We start from the raw sequence: 16,299 nt of genomic DNA, 5'->3' as shown, positions 1-16,299 counted from the left end.
TACGTTATCAAAACCTGATAATGATAACGTGGTTCTTTACGTTTTGTAAAAATTTGAGACCAATACGTTACTCGTTAAGTAATAGTAGCGAAATAGTCTTACATTAGTAGAGTGAGTAGACATCATTTAGTAACTATGCTTATGAAATTACTTTACCACCCTATTTTACTCAGCATTTACTGGATGGTTTGCTACTTCATTTAATGGACTATCAATTGAGTATAACAAGTCGTCACTCATTAAGGCTTGCTCAATACTAAATGTTTCATCTCAATCATTCATCCTAATAATAATTACAACACCCTAGGTGCCAGCTATATGAGGATATTATGAAGCCACTTTCTGTGATGTTATCGATGCTCGTCATTGGTATGACCTCCAGCGCTGCGATGGCTGAAGGCGCAAGCGTCGTCAATACCAGCCTAGCCAATGCTAGCCTACCTAATGCCAGTTTACCTAATATTAGTCCAGCCAATAGCGAGCTTGTCAATCGCGGTGCTTACATTGCCCGTGCGGCCGATTGCATGGCATGTCATGGCGAAGATTATACTGGCGGTACAGCGATTGAAACGCCGATGGGAGATATCTATTCAACCAATATCACTCCGTCTAAACGTTATGGTATTGGCGATTATACCGAAACGGATTTAAAGAACGCGTTGCAAAAAGGTCGTACGCCAAGCCATATGCTTTACCCTGCCATGCCATATCCTTCTTATAGTGGCATGAAAGAAGAAGATATCAGTGCGTTGTTTGCTTATCTGCAAACCGTACCTACTGTCGATGAAGCACCAAAATATAAAACTGACCTGCCATTTCCCTTTAACATTCGCAGCTTAATGATTGGCTGGAATTTTCTCAATGTCCCGTCTACTGAAAACCGTGATGGTCTCACTGAGACGCAGCAACGTGGTGAATATATTGTCAATAACTTAGAGCACTGCGGTACTTGCCATACCCCGCGTAATAGCACTATGGGTTTCGATAAAAAAATGTATCTATCAGGTGCTCAGCTTGGTCATTGGCATGCACCAAATATCACGCCTGACGAGTCGAGCGGTATCGGTAGTTGGAGTGAACAAGATATTGTCACTTATCTGCGTACTGGTGAGCTTGACCAGCGTGCCTATGCGGGTGGTCCTATGGGCGAGGCGGTTGCACATAGTACGCGCTACTTAAAAAATGAAGATTTGAATGCCATTGCTTCTTATCTAAAAGCGGTGCCTGCTATCCAAACAGATGATAAGGTCGCAGCCGTTGATGTCTCGCGTTTGCCAACACCCATTAGCGAATCTATCACTCATGATTTACTGGTGCAAAAAGATTATTTAGCCCAAGCCAAAGCGCAGGTGAGTAATGGCAGCAATTCACCAGAATCGCTATATTTGGCAGCCTGTGGTAGCTGTCACGGCGTTGATGGTTATGGTCAGCCTGATGCGCGTTACGCCCCTATCGTTGGACTCAGCAGTATTCGCCGTGAGAAACCTGATGCGCTGGTCAATATGATCCTTCATGGGGTAGAAGGCGCGACTAACACGTCACCTATCATGCCAGGGTTCTCAGATGAGCTAAATAGCGAGCAAATCGCTGGTATTACCAATTATGTGCGTGTGAATTTTGGTGGTCTCAACAGTAGTGAGGTGTGTGCTAGTGATGTTGACCGTATCGCAACGACAGGTACTGACAAGCCCTTCTTAATCAAATATGCGGGCTTACTGGCAGTAATCGGTATCATCGTGGCTATTATTATCATTGTGTTTATTATACGAGCCATCTTGCGGTCTAGGCGCCGTCGTTGATTCATTGATTCTATAAAGACGATTTACATATTTATTATAGGGTAAGATCTACAGGCAACATGGTAAGGCACAACAGCTCGAAAAACAGACGTAGAACTAAGCCGAGCTGATTAATAATACATATGCCTACCGTCTTGCAGGAACGTCTACTTTAAGGACACTATTATGAAAGACATGCTTCAATCACCAACGCGGCGCCAACTGCTCTCGATGATTGGTAAAACAGCGGGCGCGACCGCGATGTATCAGGCGATGACGACATTAGGATTTGCGTCAGAGTCGAGTTTTAAAGAGACCATGGATCTTAAAGGTGCACCTCCGGGCGCTAGTATCGTCATTCTTGGTGCGGGTCTTGGCGGGCTGACTGCAGCTTATGAGTTACGTAAAGCGGGTTACGATGTCAAAGTGCTCGAATATCAAAATCGTGGCGGCGGTCGTAGCTGGACACTGAACAGCGGTGATAAATATACCGAGCTTGGCGGCGAAGAAGTCACCTGTGATTTTGAAGAGGGCAATTATTTTAATGGTGGACCGTGGCGTCTGCCAAGCCATCATTATGCCGTCTTCCATTATTGCAAACAGTTTGGCGTTGAAATGCAGCCCTTTATTCAAACCAATGATCGTGCTTATCTGCATCGAAGTACTCATTTCGACGGCGTGCCGCAGCGTTTGGGTGATGTGAAAAACGACATCCAAGGTCATGTCGCGGAGCTGCTATCGAAATCAGTTAACGTCGGTGGTCTTGATCGCTCGGTCAATACTGAGGACAAAGAAAAGCTATTAGAAGGTTTAAAAGGCTGGGGGGTGCTAGATAAAGATTATCGTTATCGCGCCAGTAATGAAACCAGTAAACATCGCGGCTTTAGTGTGTTTCCGGGTGGTGGCTTGATGCCTGATGCGACGCCATCAAAACCTTTGCCGATTAGTGAGATACTAGATTCAGGTATGTGGGCAGATATTTATGGCAACCATATGACTTATGGTCATCAACCGACGATGTTTCAGCCAGTAGGTGGTATGGGGAAAATTGGGGATGCGTTCACCCGTGAATGCCGCGATATGATTGAGTTTAATGCAAAGGTCACTAAAATTCATCAAGATGACAGTGGCGTCACTGTCGATTATGTAGACAGCAACAGCCCAGATGGTGCCACCAAGACCATTCGTGCAGACTGGTGCGTGTGCAATATTCCATTAACTGTATTGACGCAGATGGATATCAATGTCTCAAAACCAATGAAGCAGGCGATGGCCGCCGTGCCTTATGAAACCTCTTATAAAGTTGGTCTAGAGTTCAACCGCCGCTTTTGGGAAGAGGATGAATGGATATTTGGTGGTCTGACTTATACCGACATGCCCATTGCTCAGATTGCTTACCCGTCACAAAATATGTTTAAAGATGGTACGGGCGTGCTACTCGGTGCGTATGGTTGTGGTCCGACGTCTTATAAGTTTAATAGCTTAACGCCGCAAGAGCGTATTAATGTTGCGCTTGCTTATGGTAAATACATCCATCCTCAGTATCCAAAAGAATTCCGTGCAGGGACATCAGTTGTCTGGCACCGCATCCCATGGACGCTCGGCTGTTACGGTATTTGGAATGAGTCGACCCGTCGTCAGCATTACGATACCTTGTGCAGTATTGATAATCGTATTGTGCTGGCGGGCGAGCATTGCTCACATATTCCGGCATGGCAAGAAGGCGCTATTTTATCTGGTATGGATGCCGCAAAGCGCCTACATAAAAAAGCAAAAATGCTTGTTTAATAACGCTTGGGTTATATAAATAACTATAAGATTCAGAGGCTATCATGGACAATGCAATTGTGAAGAAGGCAATCGTGGAGAAAGCAATCTTGAAGAAAAAAGTCATGAAAAAAATGACACTCAAACTGCTGACGGTGATGCTGCTGAGTGGGATCAGCAGTGCAGCACTGTTGGGCTGTAGTCAACGGTCAGATGATGAAGTGACGGTTTCCAGTGTACAAGATCAGGATTCCTTGACAACCAATGACTATCAAGCAAGCCGAAATACGGGTGCATGGGGCGGCGTTTATATGAGCCGTGAAGAGCTTACTGCACCTGCTATCAATATTGTCGACGACAGCTCATTGCCCAATATGGAAGACGACCCAAGTATTACTGAATGGGACGCAAAGTTTGAAGGCACAAATGGCTTTGTAACGACAGATGGCAAAAAGCTGTATCACGACTCTTGTGCGGCTTGTCACATGCACAAAGGCGAGGGTGCTTACGGTGCAGGCTATTATCCGCCACTGGCGAATAACAGTAAGATGCAATCAAAGTATTACATCATCGATATCTTGATTAATGGCTTTCGTGGTATGCCCTCATTCCATGGGATGATGAACGATGCGCAGATGGCGGCGGTTACTCAATATGTGGTCAGTGACTTAAATGGTTTTACCGATACCGTGACTGCTGAAGATGTGGCAAAACTGCGGCATCCAAATCCATCAGCGGGTGATCCGAGTGATGATTAATCGTGTTTACTATTTTAGTCAATAATTGTCCAATATATCCTAGTAGCAAAATGATTTAACCGTGCTTCGCAATATAAAAAAGCGCCTAATTATTTATTAGGCGCTTTTTTATGAGCAAGACTTTATGGATTAAGAAAGAGGATTTATTTAGGACTAGATGACCAGACTGGTGAGCGAATCGTGCCTTGACCAGACTTACCAAACGACTCGCCACCATTCAATGATTTGATGGTTAATACGCCTTTGCCACCTTGCTTTGAGGCGTAAACAACACGCTTACCATTAGGCGAAAAGCTTGGCGCTTCATCGATACCGGTATTGCCCAAGTTAGTAGTGACCGCGCCGCCGCTATTCATGATCGCCGCTGAGCGACCACTTAAAAATGCAATTTGTGAGCCATCGTTACTAAATTGCGGGCTAGTGGCATAACCGCTACTTGATACCTTAGTAGTACGTCCTGAACCAAACTCATAACGATAAATCTGTGGTTTGTTAAATCCAGTTTTGTCTGATACAAAAACAAAGGATTTGCCATCAGGCGCATAACTTGGTTGCACTTCGCTGCTTGGCCAATTGATAAGCCTTCTAGGTTGACCACCACTGGCACTCATCTCATAAATATCGGCACTGCCTTCAAAGCTGCTAGAAAATAATATCTTGCTGCCATCAGGTGAAAATGATGGACTGAGGTTGCTGCCAGGGAAGGGCGTTAACGGGGTTGCACCGCCACCGCTCACACTTTGTACATAAATAACGGGATAAGATTTATCACGTTGTACGGAATAAGCAATGCGATTGCCATCTGGCGACCATGTTGGTGAAAAGATAGAACCGGTTACTTCAGTAATGGTTTTGGCATTTTCGCCATCGGCATCCATCACTTTTAAACGTGAGACTTTTTCTTTACCAGCACCAATCTCTTCAATATAAGCAATACGCCCTGAAAAGTCACCTGGCGTACCAGTAATTAGCTCATATACTTTATCAGCGATGACGTGACCAGCATAGCGCATGCTTTCTTTATTATTGTCAGCCGTTAAGCTTTGTTTGCCTTCGATTACTCTACCAGATTTAACGTCAATCACTTCGTAATCGGTTACTATTTTACCGCGATTGCTGCGGGTGCTGCCGACCACTAGATAAGGAATCCCCATGCTTTGCCATACTGGCAATGTGCCTGCCAGCTCGCTGCTACTGCGCGGCTGCTGTGGTAGATCCTTGCTAGTCACTTTTAGCTCTGTTTTGCTTAAATCATTTAGAATAATCGGCGATAATACAGAATCACCAGCAAATGGCACAAACGCGACTTGGTTTTGTTGAACGGGAATTTCGAAACTATCCTGTAGTACGACTATTTCTTTGGCAAATAAACTAGTAGAAGCAAGTAAACATGATGCGCTAATACACAGAGTTGTCAGCTTTTTTTTGTAAATATAATTGTACAATTTATTCTCCTAAAATTAATAAAGAATCTTGATACTTTTAAAATTTAAGAAATGAGATTTTTATATACTGAGTTTTATTTAGTTGTTCCAATATATTCTATGCTAAAAGTAGGGTATTTAGGATCGTCAGGACCAATGGGTAATTTTCTGGTAACCCTAGCTGCATCTTCTAGTGCTTTGTTATATTTTGGGTTACTTCCTGATGCATTGTAACCAGTTATAATACCACTGCTATCAACAGTAATAGTCAGAGTTGCTAAGATAGTTTGCCCCTTAGCTCCTTCTGGTGATATAAGATTCTTTTTGATTAGTGCTTTTATATCACTATCGCTAGCACCAGTAGAACCAGAGGTACTGCTACTACCACCATTAGATGTTGTTGAGTTGCCGTCTGCTTCTAGATCATATCTCTGATCTGCGCTACCAGAATCACCTGTATTAATCTTTAAATTTTTATCAGTCGCAGTCGGGCGTGTAATCTTAGGCGGGTTATTTTGTTTATGACGGAAATCGCCCAGCTGTTTTTGTTCTTCTATTAGCTGTTCTTTTTTGTTTTGCTCCACCTGACCATGCTCTTCTGTCACCGACTCATCCAATTGTGCTGCAAACTCAGCCATATTGCGCTCGTATTCTTGATTTTGCTCAAGCAGACGCTGATTTTGTTCCTCGCTCATCAGCATTGGCTGACTGGCACTATCGCTAAAACTTTCTGATGATGAGGTGCTCGATGCACTACTTGCATTAGTTTCAGCTTGCATCGCGCTAGCTGCCGCTGCACGATTGACAAGGATTTGACCTTGCATTTCAGCCAATTGCTCAGGGGAGACCATGACCGTCTCAATACTTTCCACAGTGTCGGTTTTAGTATGTTGATAAGTATAAACGAGTATCCCAATCACGAGACCATGTGCCAGCACGCTAAGTAGCGTAGGCAATGTTAGCCCATTGCCTTCAGGTTGGGTCGGTACATAAACGACAGGAGCATTATGCATAGTAAAGATACTCAAGGACGAGGTTCATCAAATTATCTACTTTATTATAGCAAGCTGAGTGAGGAATAGGATTTATTACAATGATGGTGTGGGCAAGGGTGCGCCTGTTAATAATCCCACCTTTTGAATGCCCGCTTTTTGTAAGGTGGCCATGAGTGTCATGATAGCGCCATACTGATTGTTTTGATCGGCATTAATCATCACTTGTACGGGCTGAGCGCCTACATTGCTGCTTTGGCTTTGCAGATTGGCGAGCGTATCAATCAGCTCTGGTTCACTAATCGGCAGATCAACATTATTCTCATAGCTGATAAAAATATCGCCACTATCGGTCAAGGACACAATGACGGGTAGTTGGCTTTGGCTCATGGTATTGGTTTGCTCTTTTGGCAAGTCAACATCGACGCCCGTAATCAGCATGGGCGCTGTGACCATAAATATGACGAGCAGCACCAACATCACGTCGATGTAAGGAACGACATTCATCTCCGCATTGAGCGCTTTTTTTTCACGGCGATAGGGACTCTGTTTCATGATTTCATAGTCCTTGTGCCTGATTGGCTGTAGATGTCGTTTCTCTCGTAGCGACATTGTCTCTACCAACGTCTCTATCAACAGTGCTTTCTGCACTGGTCTCGCGCTGGAGCATGCCCGTCATTTCATCGCAAAATAAAGCACGTGAATCGTACAAGCGACTAGATTTGGCGGTAAAGTGGTTATACGCCAGTACGGCAGGAATCGCTGCAAACAAGCCCATAGCGGTTGCGATTAGTGCTTCAGCAATACCAGGTGCGACAGAGGCGAGGGTCGCTTGCTCTGTTTGTGACAATCCTAAAAAGGCGTTCATGATGCCCCAAACCGTACCGAACAATCCAACATAAGGCGCGACTGAGCCAATACTCGCTAGCGTGGTCAATCCTGATTCTAATAGTTGCTGCTGACGCCCTAAACCGACTCGTAGCTTGCGCTCAACACCATCGATGATGTCATCTTTGGGTTGGCGCTTTTTATGCATTCTTAAATATTCAGAAAATCCCACATAAAATATTTGCTCAAGTCCTTGGCGTTCAGGTGAGCCTTGTACGCCTTGGTAAAGCTTGGCTAAGTCTTCACCTGACCAAAACCAAGTTTCAAACTGTTGATCGAAATTTTTGGCCGTACCAAGCCTCGCGCTCATACGAAAGATAATTACCCAGCTGAGTAAAGACGCCAACAACAATAATGCCATCACAATCTGCACCAAGAGACTGGCTTGGGTAATAAGGTCGATAATATTTAATGATTCAGGCATGTATGGGACTCATGGGTAATTAATAATAGCTGGCATGGCGCGACACGCAGACCAGATAGGATCTTTAATAATGAAAATATAACAGGACAGTCATGATGCATATTGCTATCAGCCGCCTAGTGTACTGCTAAATGTCGAAAAGGTCATTTGTTAAAGTGTTAAATACCAAATAATTAACAGCTGTTTGTACAATTCATAGTATAAGGTTAATTTATATGCGGATGTCTGAAATATTGTCTGGCTGTTATGTCTCAATTGACTGAAAAGGTGGGTTTGTACCCATAAGGCACTGGTAATGATTGAATTTGTACCGCAACTTCTCTAAAATGTTGCACCTTGTTACCGCTGTCTTTTGATAATGACGTCGCCATCCATTGGCTGACGTCATATTTATTTTAGGCATCAATAAATTTGTTCTTTCACTAGCAAGCTGGGCGCGACACTTATGAATGCAATTGAACGCTATTTTGGGATTAATGGTGAAAACACCACAGTCAAAACGGAAATCCTTGCCGGTATAACCACCTTTTTGACCATGGCTTATATCATCTTTGTCAACCCCAACGTATTGGCGGAAGCTGGTATGGATAAAGGGGCGGTATTTGTTGCCACCTGTTTAGCAGCGGCAATAGGCTGCTTTATTATGGGTATCTATGCCAGACTGCCGGTGGCACTCGCACCAGGTATGGGTTTGAACGCCTTTTTTACTTACGGCGTTGTATTGGGTATGGGCTACGCTTGGCAAACTGCGCTAGGTGCTGTTTTCATATCGGGTTGCTTGTTTATCATTTTGGGTTTGTTTAAGATTCGCGAATGGCTTATCAATGCCATTCCAAACAGCCTTAAGCAAGGTATTGTGGCAGGTATTGGTGCTTTCTTAGCATTTATTGCGCTACAGAGCTCAGGTATCATTGTCGGTCGTGATGCGACATTGGTGATGCTTGGTGACATGACCTCATTTGCGCCTATGATGGCTGCTTTGGGTTTCTTTATTATTATTGGTTTGGTCTATAAAAAAGTCCCAGGTGCTGTGACGATTGGTATCTTGGTTATCACCGTGATTAGCTTGTTGACAGGCCATACACAGTTTGCTGGCATCATGTCTGCGCCGCCATCTATCACACCAACATTGATGGAGCTTGATATTGCCGGTGCGTTTGACGTTGGTATGATCAGCGTTATCTTTGCCTTCTTATTCGTTGATTTATTTGATACGACAGGTAGTTTGGTTGGTATTGCCAATAAAGCGGGTTTAATTGATAAAGACGGCAATATTCCTAATATGGACAAAGCGCTACTGGCGGATTCTACTGCTACGGTCGCTGGTGCAATGTTGGGTACGTCATCGACTACCAGTTATATTGAGAGTGCTTCTGGAGTAGCATCAGGTGGTCGTACAGGTCTGATGGCAGTGACGGTTGGCGTATTGTTTGTACTGAGTATTTTCTTTGCACCATTGGCTGGTATGATTCCTGCTTACGCCACAGCTGGCGCGATTTTCTATGTGTCGGTACTGATGTTATTTACCCTAAAAGAAATCAACTGGGAAGATTTGACAGAAGCGGCTCCTGTAGCGGTTGTTCTGTTATTGACCCCGCTGACGTACTCTATCGCTGATGGTATTGCGCTTGGTTTTATCACTTTTACCGCGGTAAAACTGATGACCGGTAAATTCTCTGAAATTACGATCCCAGTTTGGGTATTGACGGTTATTTTGCTGACCAAGTTGGTGGTTTTATAAGTTTTACTAGGATGCGGTGAGCGTTTGATACTAATTTACTGCTTTCGATATTATTTTACTGCTTTTGAGTTTTGTTACGTTAAATTCCTCTTTATTCGGAAACGATAAAGGGGTTTTTTTTGATTTAAAATGGCTCAAATTTCCCTAAATTTATTCAAGTGTTTGATTTAATAAAATAATTAATCGCCAATAGTAAATAGAAAAGTATAACCAGTGCGTCATAAGGGATAAAGTGCTGTTAACTGATTGTTTTTTAGAAATATATTAATTTGTGAAAATAAGCAATATCGTTAGTTTGAAATTTTTTTTCATGATATTATAGCCGAGTTAAGCGCATCACCTCAATCAACGCCGTAGAGGTTTTTCTTACAGTGAATTAGCAGCATCCAAGGTGGCAGATTTTTTTGCTAAAGCGATTTTTTCGTTTTAATAGCGATATCTGATCATCACACTCCTTTCACTACAAACAAGAAGAAGGCACTAATGCCGCTTAGCTGTTCGTTGTTGCCTTTGTATTGTTAACGTAGCCCGTTTAACAGTCGAACGACCTACTTAACCGCTTCCAGCCTACGCTGGATTTTCTCGTTTTGTGATGGCGCCGTTTGGACTTTTGATTATTGTTATAAGTATCTATCGATAGCTATCATCTAAATGAATGATGGTGATGGCTAGTTATACCAGACGATCAGACTTCCTAAAGCACTATTTATGATGGTTTTTAAACGATAGTTATGGAGTTGTTATGAACCCAGTAGACCAGTTTACCCCGCAAGAGCCGATTTTGTTTAATCCTGTCGATTTGCTATCGCCAGACTACATTACCCAGTCGGCAGAAACTCTGCACGCCCGTATTTCGCCGTTGTATAGCGTCGATGAAGAGCGCTGGTTGTCCAAATTATTGCCACTGGCTGAACCCAGCACAGAAGAACGTGACGCCGCTGCTGAGCAAACGCGCCAGCTGGTTGAGCATGTACGTAATGATGGCAAAGCGGTCAAGATGGTCGACTCATTACTGCTTGAGTATAGTCTTGATACCCAAGAAGGTATCTTGCTGATGAGCTTAGCAGAAGCCTTGATTCGAGTGCCAGACAATTATACTGCTGATGCCTTGATTCATGACAAAATGAGTGTGGCTGATTGGAAAAAGCACATCAAAAATGACAACGGTTTTATGGTCAATGCCTCGACATGGGGCATGATGATGACAGGTCGTGTCGTCAGTATTGATAGTAGCACCACAGCATCAGGCTTTTTGGATCGCATGACTAAAAAGATGGGTGAGCCTGTTATTCGTAGTGCCTTGCAAAAAGCCATGCGGATCATGGGTCATCAGTTTGTATTGGGCGAGACCATCGAGGACGCCAATAAAAATAGCCAGCCTTATCGTAATAAAGGCTATACCTATTCGTTTGATATGCTCGGTGAAGCGGCTATTGCGCATAAAGACGCTGAAAAATACTTCAATGACTACCTGCATGCGATCAGAGCCACTGCCAGTATCAAAGTCAAAGAAGGCATGCCTAAGCCATCAGTATCTATCAAGCTGTCAGCATTGCACCCTCGCTATGAAGCCACGCAAGAAGCCCAAGTCATGGGTTTATTACGTCAACGCTGCTTGCTGCTCATCGAAGCGGCACGTGAAGTCAACGTTGACCTTAGTATCGATGCCGAAGAAGCCGACCGCCTTGAAATTTCTTTAAAACTGTTTGAGTCTTTGTACCGTGACAATTTGACGGCTGACTGGGATGGTCTTGGCTTGGTCGTGCAAGGTTACTCTAAGCGTCCCATTGCTATTTTGGTGTGGCTGGCTCGCCTATCGACTGAGGTGGGAGATCGTATTCCAGTACGTCTGGTAAAGGGTGCCTATTGGGATACTGAGATCAAGCTTGCCCAGCAAAAAGGTCTGTCAGGCTATCCTGTCTGGACACGTAAAGAAGGCACGGATACTGCTTATCTTGCCTGTGCGCGTTTCTTGTTATCAGATCATCTGCGAGGCTTGATTTGGCCACAGTTTGCGACACACAATGCGCACACCCTAGCGTCAATTATGACCATGAGTAAGCATAGAGACTTTGAGTTTCAGCGTTTGCACGGCATGGGTGATGCGCTTTATGATCATATCTTACAAGCGTATCAAACTCCGGTACGTATCTATGCCCCAGTTGGCGCGCATAAAGATTTGCTGCCGTACTTGGTACGTCGCTTGCTCGAAAACGGTGCCAACAGCTCGTTTGTCCATCAGCTGCTAGACAAGTCTTATCCTATTGAGAAGCTGACAGTACATCCTTATGACAAGCTACTGACCAATGCGACGTTACACAATCCAGAGATTCCGTTGCCGTTAGAGATTTATGGTGCGCGCCGTGCCAGTTTTGGCCCTAATATATTCGTAGAGTCACAATGGCTGCCCTTCAAATCTGCTATCGATAGCCATTTGCATAAAACTTGGTCAGCGACGTCCATCGTCAATGGCAAAGCAGTTGATGAATATGAAGTAGAGGGCGTAACGCATAAGCTTGCGGCTCAAACCGTACGTGCACCTTGGAACCACGAAGTAAGTGCTGGTGAAGTCACTTATGCCAATGCTGAAATAGCTGGTCAAGCGATCGATGCGCCAGTGGCAGGGCAAAGTGTCTGGCAAGCAGTATCAGCTGCTAAGCGTGCTGAAATATTGCGTAAGATAGCTGATCTCTATGAAGAAAACTATGCTGAGCTAATGGCGCTATGCCAAATCGAAGCGGGCAAAACCCTTCAAGACGGTATTGATGAAATCAAAGAAGCGGTTGATTTCTGCCGTTTTTATGCCGATGAAGCAGAGCGTTTAGACGACGTCGTGCATGAATTTACTGATTTGGCTGGCAAGCAATCTCGTCAAGTTTATAAAGCACGTGGCACCTTTGTCTGTATTAGCCCATGGAACTTCCCATTGGCTATCTATACGGGTCAAATCGTAGCGGCGCTAGCAGCAGGTAATACGGTGGTGGCGAAACCTGCCGAACAAACCAGCTTGATTGCCCATTTTGGTGCTCAGCTAATGTACCAAGCAGGCGTACCAACACAAGCCTTACAGTTAGTGATCGGTGCTGGCGATGTTGGTGGTGCATTGACAGCGGCTGACAATATAGCAGGTGTGATATTTACGGGTTCAACCCAAACGGCTCAACGTATTAACCAAAGCCTAAATGATCATGCCCAAGCCAGTGGTGAGCTACCTGTCTTTATCGCCGAAACTGGTGGTCAGAATGCTATGATTGTCGATTCAACGGCATTGCCAGAACAAGTGGTTAGAGACGCTGTTTTATCTGCATTTGGTTCAGCAGGTCAGCGTTGCTCAGCTTGTCGTATATTGTGCGTGCAAGAAGAAATGGCCGATAATTTAATTGAGCTATTACAAGGTAATATGGCTGAGCTATCGGTCGGCAATCCTTTATATGCTGCTACAGATGTGGGTCCAGTGATTGATGCGGATGCCAAACGTAGTCTTGAAGCGCATATCGAGCGTATGGACGCTGAGCCAACGGCGACTATCTTGGCACAGACACCAATGAGCTCAAGCTCAGTTGTTAGTCAAGAACAGTCTACCTTTGTATTGCCAACAGCGATCGAAGTGAAAAGTATCGACGTGATAGGTGGCGAGCATTTTGGTCCAATTTTGCACGTACTGCGCTATCAAGCACGTGATCTGAATAAGCTGATTGATGCCATCAACGCGACAGGCTTTGGTTTGACCTTGGGTATTCATAGCCGTATCGAAAATACCGTTGAGCACATCGAGCGCCGTGCATTTGTAGGTAATACTTATATCAACCGCAACCAAATCGGTGCCGTCGTAAACGTACAACCATTCGGGGGTTGTGGTCTGTCTGGCACGGGTCCTAAAGCTGGTGGCCCGCATTATGTCGCACGTTTGATGCAGCTTAGCTCAGAGTCAAATAGCAGTAATCAGACAACTGCTAATACTACTAATACCACTACCCAAACCACCACTCAAACAGAACTCGCATAAGGAGTAGCAACATGGCGACTGAATTCAAAAAAAATCATGCCCAGGTTTGTGAATCTTGGCGATTACTTGGCGCAGTGAATCGCGCAACATATCTGCAAGCGGCTATTCCAAAGTTGGCATTGCTGACTGGTGATGCCAATAAAGCAAAGCGTTTGTTCAATCATCTATTGAGCGCCGCGCCTAGCTTGGATGAGGTGCATCGCATGACTGGTGCAACTGGTGAATCCAATGATCTATATGTCACTGGTCGTGGTAAAACCATGGTTATTGGTGGTGAATCTGCTAGAGCCATGGCGGTATTAGGACAGTTGGTAGCCGCACTATTGACAGGTAATGAAGTCATTCTGCATTGCCCAAGCCAAGATGAGATGTGCAATGAAGCTGCCAAGATACTATACGATACAGGTATCAGCGAAGATGTATTGAGTGTGGCGAATGACTCGCAAACCGTCACGCTTTTATATATCGATCGTCTGGCACAGGTTGCAGTCTCTGGCAATCGAAGCGAAGTGCAGACTATCAGTCAAGAGCTTGCCAATACCGATGGTATCTTAACGCAAGTCATCAGCGTCACCGATATGGAAGGCTTGTCAGAGATGCTAACGCCTGATTATTTGCATCGTTTTGTCACTGAGCGTGTCAAAACAATCAATACCACAGCGATCGGTGGTAATGCTAGCTTGCTTGAACTTGGTACAGAATAACCGTATTAATTACAAACCCGCTTCTCTCTTATATCCGTTTTGATAAGTGCGAAGCAGTGTTTGGTATAGCTATAAATACCGAATACGATTTATAAGAAAAAACCGCTATCTGAATAATTGTCAGATAGCGGTTTTTTTATTTGCGTTATTTGATTCATGTCTGATTAATAGATGTTATTCAGCAATATCAATCCATACCCAACCGTTCTCTAGCCATTCGCTCAAATCATCTGCATCAACATCGGTGACATCTTGACTATTTAGGTGTTCGCCATTAGCCAAACGCACCAATACCGCTACTGCGGTCTCGTCAAGCCCGTCAATGCGCTGACCATTGGCATATAGCATAATGCCATCATTAGTCTGGCTATAGAGCAAACGATTGCTATAATCCGCTTGCAAGGTGGCACCTTCTGCTAGAGCTTGCATGAGCTCATCCGTATCCAATGTATCCTCTGGCATCAGCGCATCATACTGGCGTTTGCTGACGACTTCAGAAACTGCTTGACGAATGATATCATTACCACGCTCAGACTGTAGCATTTGTAATAGCTGATCTTTGATCGCATTGATGCTGCTCGCTTGCAATTCACCTGACGCTTGCAGCGCTTGTGGCAGCAGCATTGGGATAAATAAATCGCTATCGTTGGTGGCAATATCAGCCAAGCTGTCGATGATTTGCATCAAGTTGGGACGACGGCAGCCAAATGAAAAGGTTAAGCAATCGTCTTGTGCCACACCAAAATGTGATAGCTTCGGTGGTACGTAAAGCACGTCACCCGCTTCTAATATCTCATCAAAGATAATCTCGCCCATATCATCAAACAATCGAATCGGTTCATCAGCGACAAACTCGGTATTTTTATCACAGAATTTGCCCAGTTGCCAACGTCTAGTGCCGTAGCCTTGCGCAAGAAACACATCATAATCGTCATAGTGTTTGCCGACTGAGCCAGCTTTTGGCGCATAAGAAACCATGATGTCATCACGTTGCCATTGTGGAATAAAGTCAAAGGCTTGCCACAATTGACCAAGCTCAGGTGACCACTGTTCCATATTCTGCACCAGTACGGTCCATTGCTCAGGTAAGTTATCGAAATCAGTTTCAGTCAATGGGCTTTTTTTGAGTTGCCACTGCGGCTGACCTTCTTTTTTACTTGCTGCTTGAGTCAGCAGGCGCGCTGCGGCATCTTCTTCTAGGGCTAGACCGAGCATGTCGTCAGGTTCAAACATGCCAATTAGCTGTGGTAAGCCTTGTTTAATTAAGAGTGGCTTTTTTTGCCAGTATTCGCTTAAAAATTGCTCAGGCGTGATAGAGTCGGGTAAACAAAGCGGTATAGAAGTCATGGGTAGATCCGTGTGTTTAAGTAGAAAGGATATCAAGGTAAGCAGAATATAAAACTAGAACAGTGCTTTATAGCTGACGTGTATTGGTTTATGATTAGCGTCTAGCTGATGGTCAAAATATAGCCATCAGTGCCTCTCATTATCCGTAGGAAATTTATGAAAAAATTACAGTTTATCGTCATCATCGCCAGTATGTTTATGCTGCAAGCTTGTGTGCATAAAATCGTCACTGTACCTGTAAAAGTCGCCTACAAAACCACTAAAGGCGTCGTCAAAGGTACTGTTGCTGTTACCAAAGCGATTATACCGGGTGATAGCAGTGATAAAAAAGATGAAGACGATAAAGAATAAAACCTCACCCATTAACTATGTATTTAAAAAATCATAGTGTTTAGAGTAAGGTTTTTTTAAAAAGATATAAATGAATGTTCGTTTATATCTTTTTAACATTTTATAAAGATAAGATTGTT

General features: G+C 44.1%; 12 protein-coding genes. 7 read left to right on the top strand and 5 right to left on the bottom strand.

Annotated elements, in window-relative coordinates:
* Nucleotides 1-329: 329 nt before the first annotated feature.
* The 3 genes from JMV76_RS01715 to JMV76_RS01705 all read left to right on the top strand — a co-directional run bounded on the left by JMV76_RS01715 (nucleotide 330) and on the right by JMV76_RS01705 (nucleotide 4,303).
* Entirely contained in the window at nucleotides 330-1,799 is a 1,470-nt protein-coding gene (locus JMV76_RS01715; RefSeq protein ID WP_201501384.1) for a cytochrome c, read from the top strand.
* A gap of 165 nt (nucleotides 1,800-1,964) precedes the next feature.
* The gene (locus tag JMV76_RS01710) at nucleotides 1,965-3,566 is read left to right on the top strand and encodes a flavin monoamine oxidase family protein (RefSeq protein ID WP_201501383.1); all 1,602 of its coding nucleotides are present in this window, start codon (nucleotides 1,965-1,967) and stop codon (nucleotides 3,564-3,566) included.
* Between the two features lie 104 nt (nucleotides 3,567-3,670).
* Nucleotides 3,671-4,303 carry a c-type cytochrome gene (locus tag JMV76_RS01705; protein ID WP_201501635.1) on the top strand — a complete coding sequence of 211 codons (633 nt, stop codon included), beginning with the start codon at nucleotides 3,671-3,673 and terminating at the stop codon, nucleotides 4,301-4,303.
* A gap of 143 nt (nucleotides 4,304-4,446) precedes the next feature.
* On the opposite strand, the gene JMV76_RS01700 is transcribed toward JMV76_RS01705, so the two are convergent.
* From JMV76_RS01700 to tolQ, 4 genes are all read right to left on the bottom strand, one after another.
* Nucleotides 4,447-5,748 carry a translocation protein TolB gene (locus JMV76_RS01700; protein WP_227675919.1) on the bottom strand — a complete coding sequence of 434 codons (1,302 nt, stop codon included), beginning with the start codon at nucleotides 5,746-5,748 and terminating at the stop codon, nucleotides 4,447-4,449.
* A 74-nt stretch (nucleotides 5,749-5,822) separates the two neighbouring features.
* Nucleotides 5,823-6,740, bottom strand: a complete 918-nt coding sequence (locus JMV76_RS01695; protein ID WP_201501382.1) for a cell envelope integrity protein TolA — start codon at nucleotides 6,738-6,740, stop codon at nucleotides 5,823-5,825.
* Nucleotides 6,741-6,815: 75 nt separating this feature from the next.
* Nucleotides 6,816-7,274 carry a protein TolR gene (tolR, locus tag JMV76_RS01690; RefSeq protein ID WP_201501381.1) on the bottom strand — a complete coding sequence of 153 codons (459 nt, stop codon included), beginning with the start codon at nucleotides 7,272-7,274 and terminating at the stop codon, nucleotides 6,816-6,818.
* Nucleotides 7,275-7,278: 4 nt separating this feature from the next.
* Nucleotides 7,279-8,031, bottom strand: coding sequence for a protein TolQ (gene tolQ / locus JMV76_RS01685; protein ID WP_227690017.1), 753 nt, complete (start codon nucleotides 8,029-8,031; stop codon nucleotides 7,279-7,281).
* Between the two features lie 445 nt (nucleotides 8,032-8,476).
* On the opposite strand from tolQ, the gene JMV76_RS01680 reads away from it, so the two are divergent.
* The 3 genes from JMV76_RS01680 to JMV76_RS01670 all read left to right on the top strand — a co-directional run bounded on the left by JMV76_RS01680 (nucleotide 8,477) and on the right by JMV76_RS01670 (nucleotide 14,482).
* Nucleotides 8,477-9,772: an NCS2 family permease gene (locus JMV76_RS01680; RefSeq protein ID WP_201501380.1), complete on the top strand. Its 1,296-nt coding sequence runs from the start codon at nucleotides 8,477-8,479 to the stop codon at nucleotides 9,770-9,772.
* 742 nt (nucleotides 9,773-10,514) lie between these two features.
* Nucleotides 10,515-13,778 (top strand): bifunctional proline dehydrogenase/L-glutamate gamma-semialdehyde dehydrogenase PutA, encoded by a 3,264-nt coding sequence (gene putA, locus JMV76_RS01675; RefSeq protein WP_201501379.1) that lies wholly within the window; start codon nucleotides 10,515-10,517, stop codon nucleotides 13,776-13,778.
* Between the two features lie 11 nt (nucleotides 13,779-13,789).
* Nucleotides 13,790-14,482 carry a 1-pyrroline-5-carboxylate dehydrogenase gene (locus JMV76_RS01670; protein WP_045446201.1) on the top strand — a complete coding sequence of 231 codons (693 nt, stop codon included), beginning with the start codon at nucleotides 13,790-13,792 and terminating at the stop codon, nucleotides 14,480-14,482.
* A gap of 174 nt (nucleotides 14,483-14,656) precedes the next feature.
* On the opposite strand, the gene JMV76_RS01665 is transcribed toward JMV76_RS01670, so the two are convergent.
* Nucleotides 14,657-15,829, bottom strand: a complete 1,173-nt coding sequence (locus JMV76_RS01665) for a cupin domain-containing protein (protein WP_201501378.1) — start codon at nucleotides 15,827-15,829, stop codon at nucleotides 14,657-14,659.
* Nucleotides 15,830-15,985: 156 nt separating this feature from the next.
* Between JMV76_RS01665 and JMV76_RS01660 the strand changes: the two genes are divergently transcribed.
* Nucleotides 15,986-16,180 (top strand): NF038104 family lipoprotein, encoded by a 195-nt coding sequence (locus JMV76_RS01660; protein WP_109591335.1) that lies wholly within the window; start codon nucleotides 15,986-15,988, stop codon nucleotides 16,178-16,180.
* The last annotated feature ends 119 nt before the right edge of the window (nucleotides 16,181-16,299 follow it).

The organism is Psychrobacter cibarius (genome assembly GCF_904845955.1).
In the GTDB taxonomy this organism is placed as follows: domain Bacteria; phylum Pseudomonadota; class Gammaproteobacteria; order Pseudomonadales; family Moraxellaceae; genus Psychrobacter; species Psychrobacter cibarius_B.
Note: the sequence above shows the minus strand (reverse complement) of the source record. Positions and strands in the feature narration are given on the sequence as shown.

Coding starts and splice junctions, on each gene's coding strand:
- JMV76_RS01715 (WP_201501384.1), top strand. CDS start 330: ATGAAGCCACTTTCTGTGATGTTATCGATGCTCGTCATTGGTATGACC.
- JMV76_RS01710 (WP_201501383.1), top strand. CDS start 1,965: ATGAAAGACATGCTTCAATCACCAACGCGGCGCCAACTGCTCTCGATG.
- JMV76_RS01705 (WP_201501635.1), top strand. CDS start 3,671: ATGAAAAAAATGACACTCAAACTGCTGACGGTGATGCTGCTGAGTGGG.
- JMV76_RS01695 (WP_201501382.1), bottom strand. CDS start 6,740: ATGCATAATGCTCCTGTCGTTTATGTACCGACCCAACCTGAAGGCAAT.
- tolR (WP_201501381.1), bottom strand. CDS start 7,274: ATGAAACAGAGTCCCTATCGCCGTGAAAAAAAAGCGCTCAATGCGGAG.
- tolQ (WP_227690017.1), bottom strand. CDS start 8,031: ATGCCTGAATCATTAAATATTATCGACCTTATTACCCAAGCCAGTCTC.
- JMV76_RS01680 (WP_201501380.1), top strand. CDS start 8,477: ATGAATGCAATTGAACGCTATTTTGGGATTAATGGTGAAAACACCACA.
- putA (WP_201501379.1), top strand. CDS start 10,515: ATGAACCCAGTAGACCAGTTTACCCCGCAAGAGCCGATTTTGTTTAAT.
- JMV76_RS01670 (WP_045446201.1), top strand. CDS start 13,790: ATGGCGACTGAATTCAAAAAAAATCATGCCCAGGTTTGTGAATCTTGG.
- JMV76_RS01665 (WP_201501378.1), bottom strand. CDS start 15,829: ATGACTTCTATACCGCTTTGTTTACCCGACTCTATCACGCCTGAGCAA.
- JMV76_RS01660 (WP_109591335.1), top strand. CDS start 15,986: ATGAAAAAATTACAGTTTATCGTCATCATCGCCAGTATGTTTATGCTG.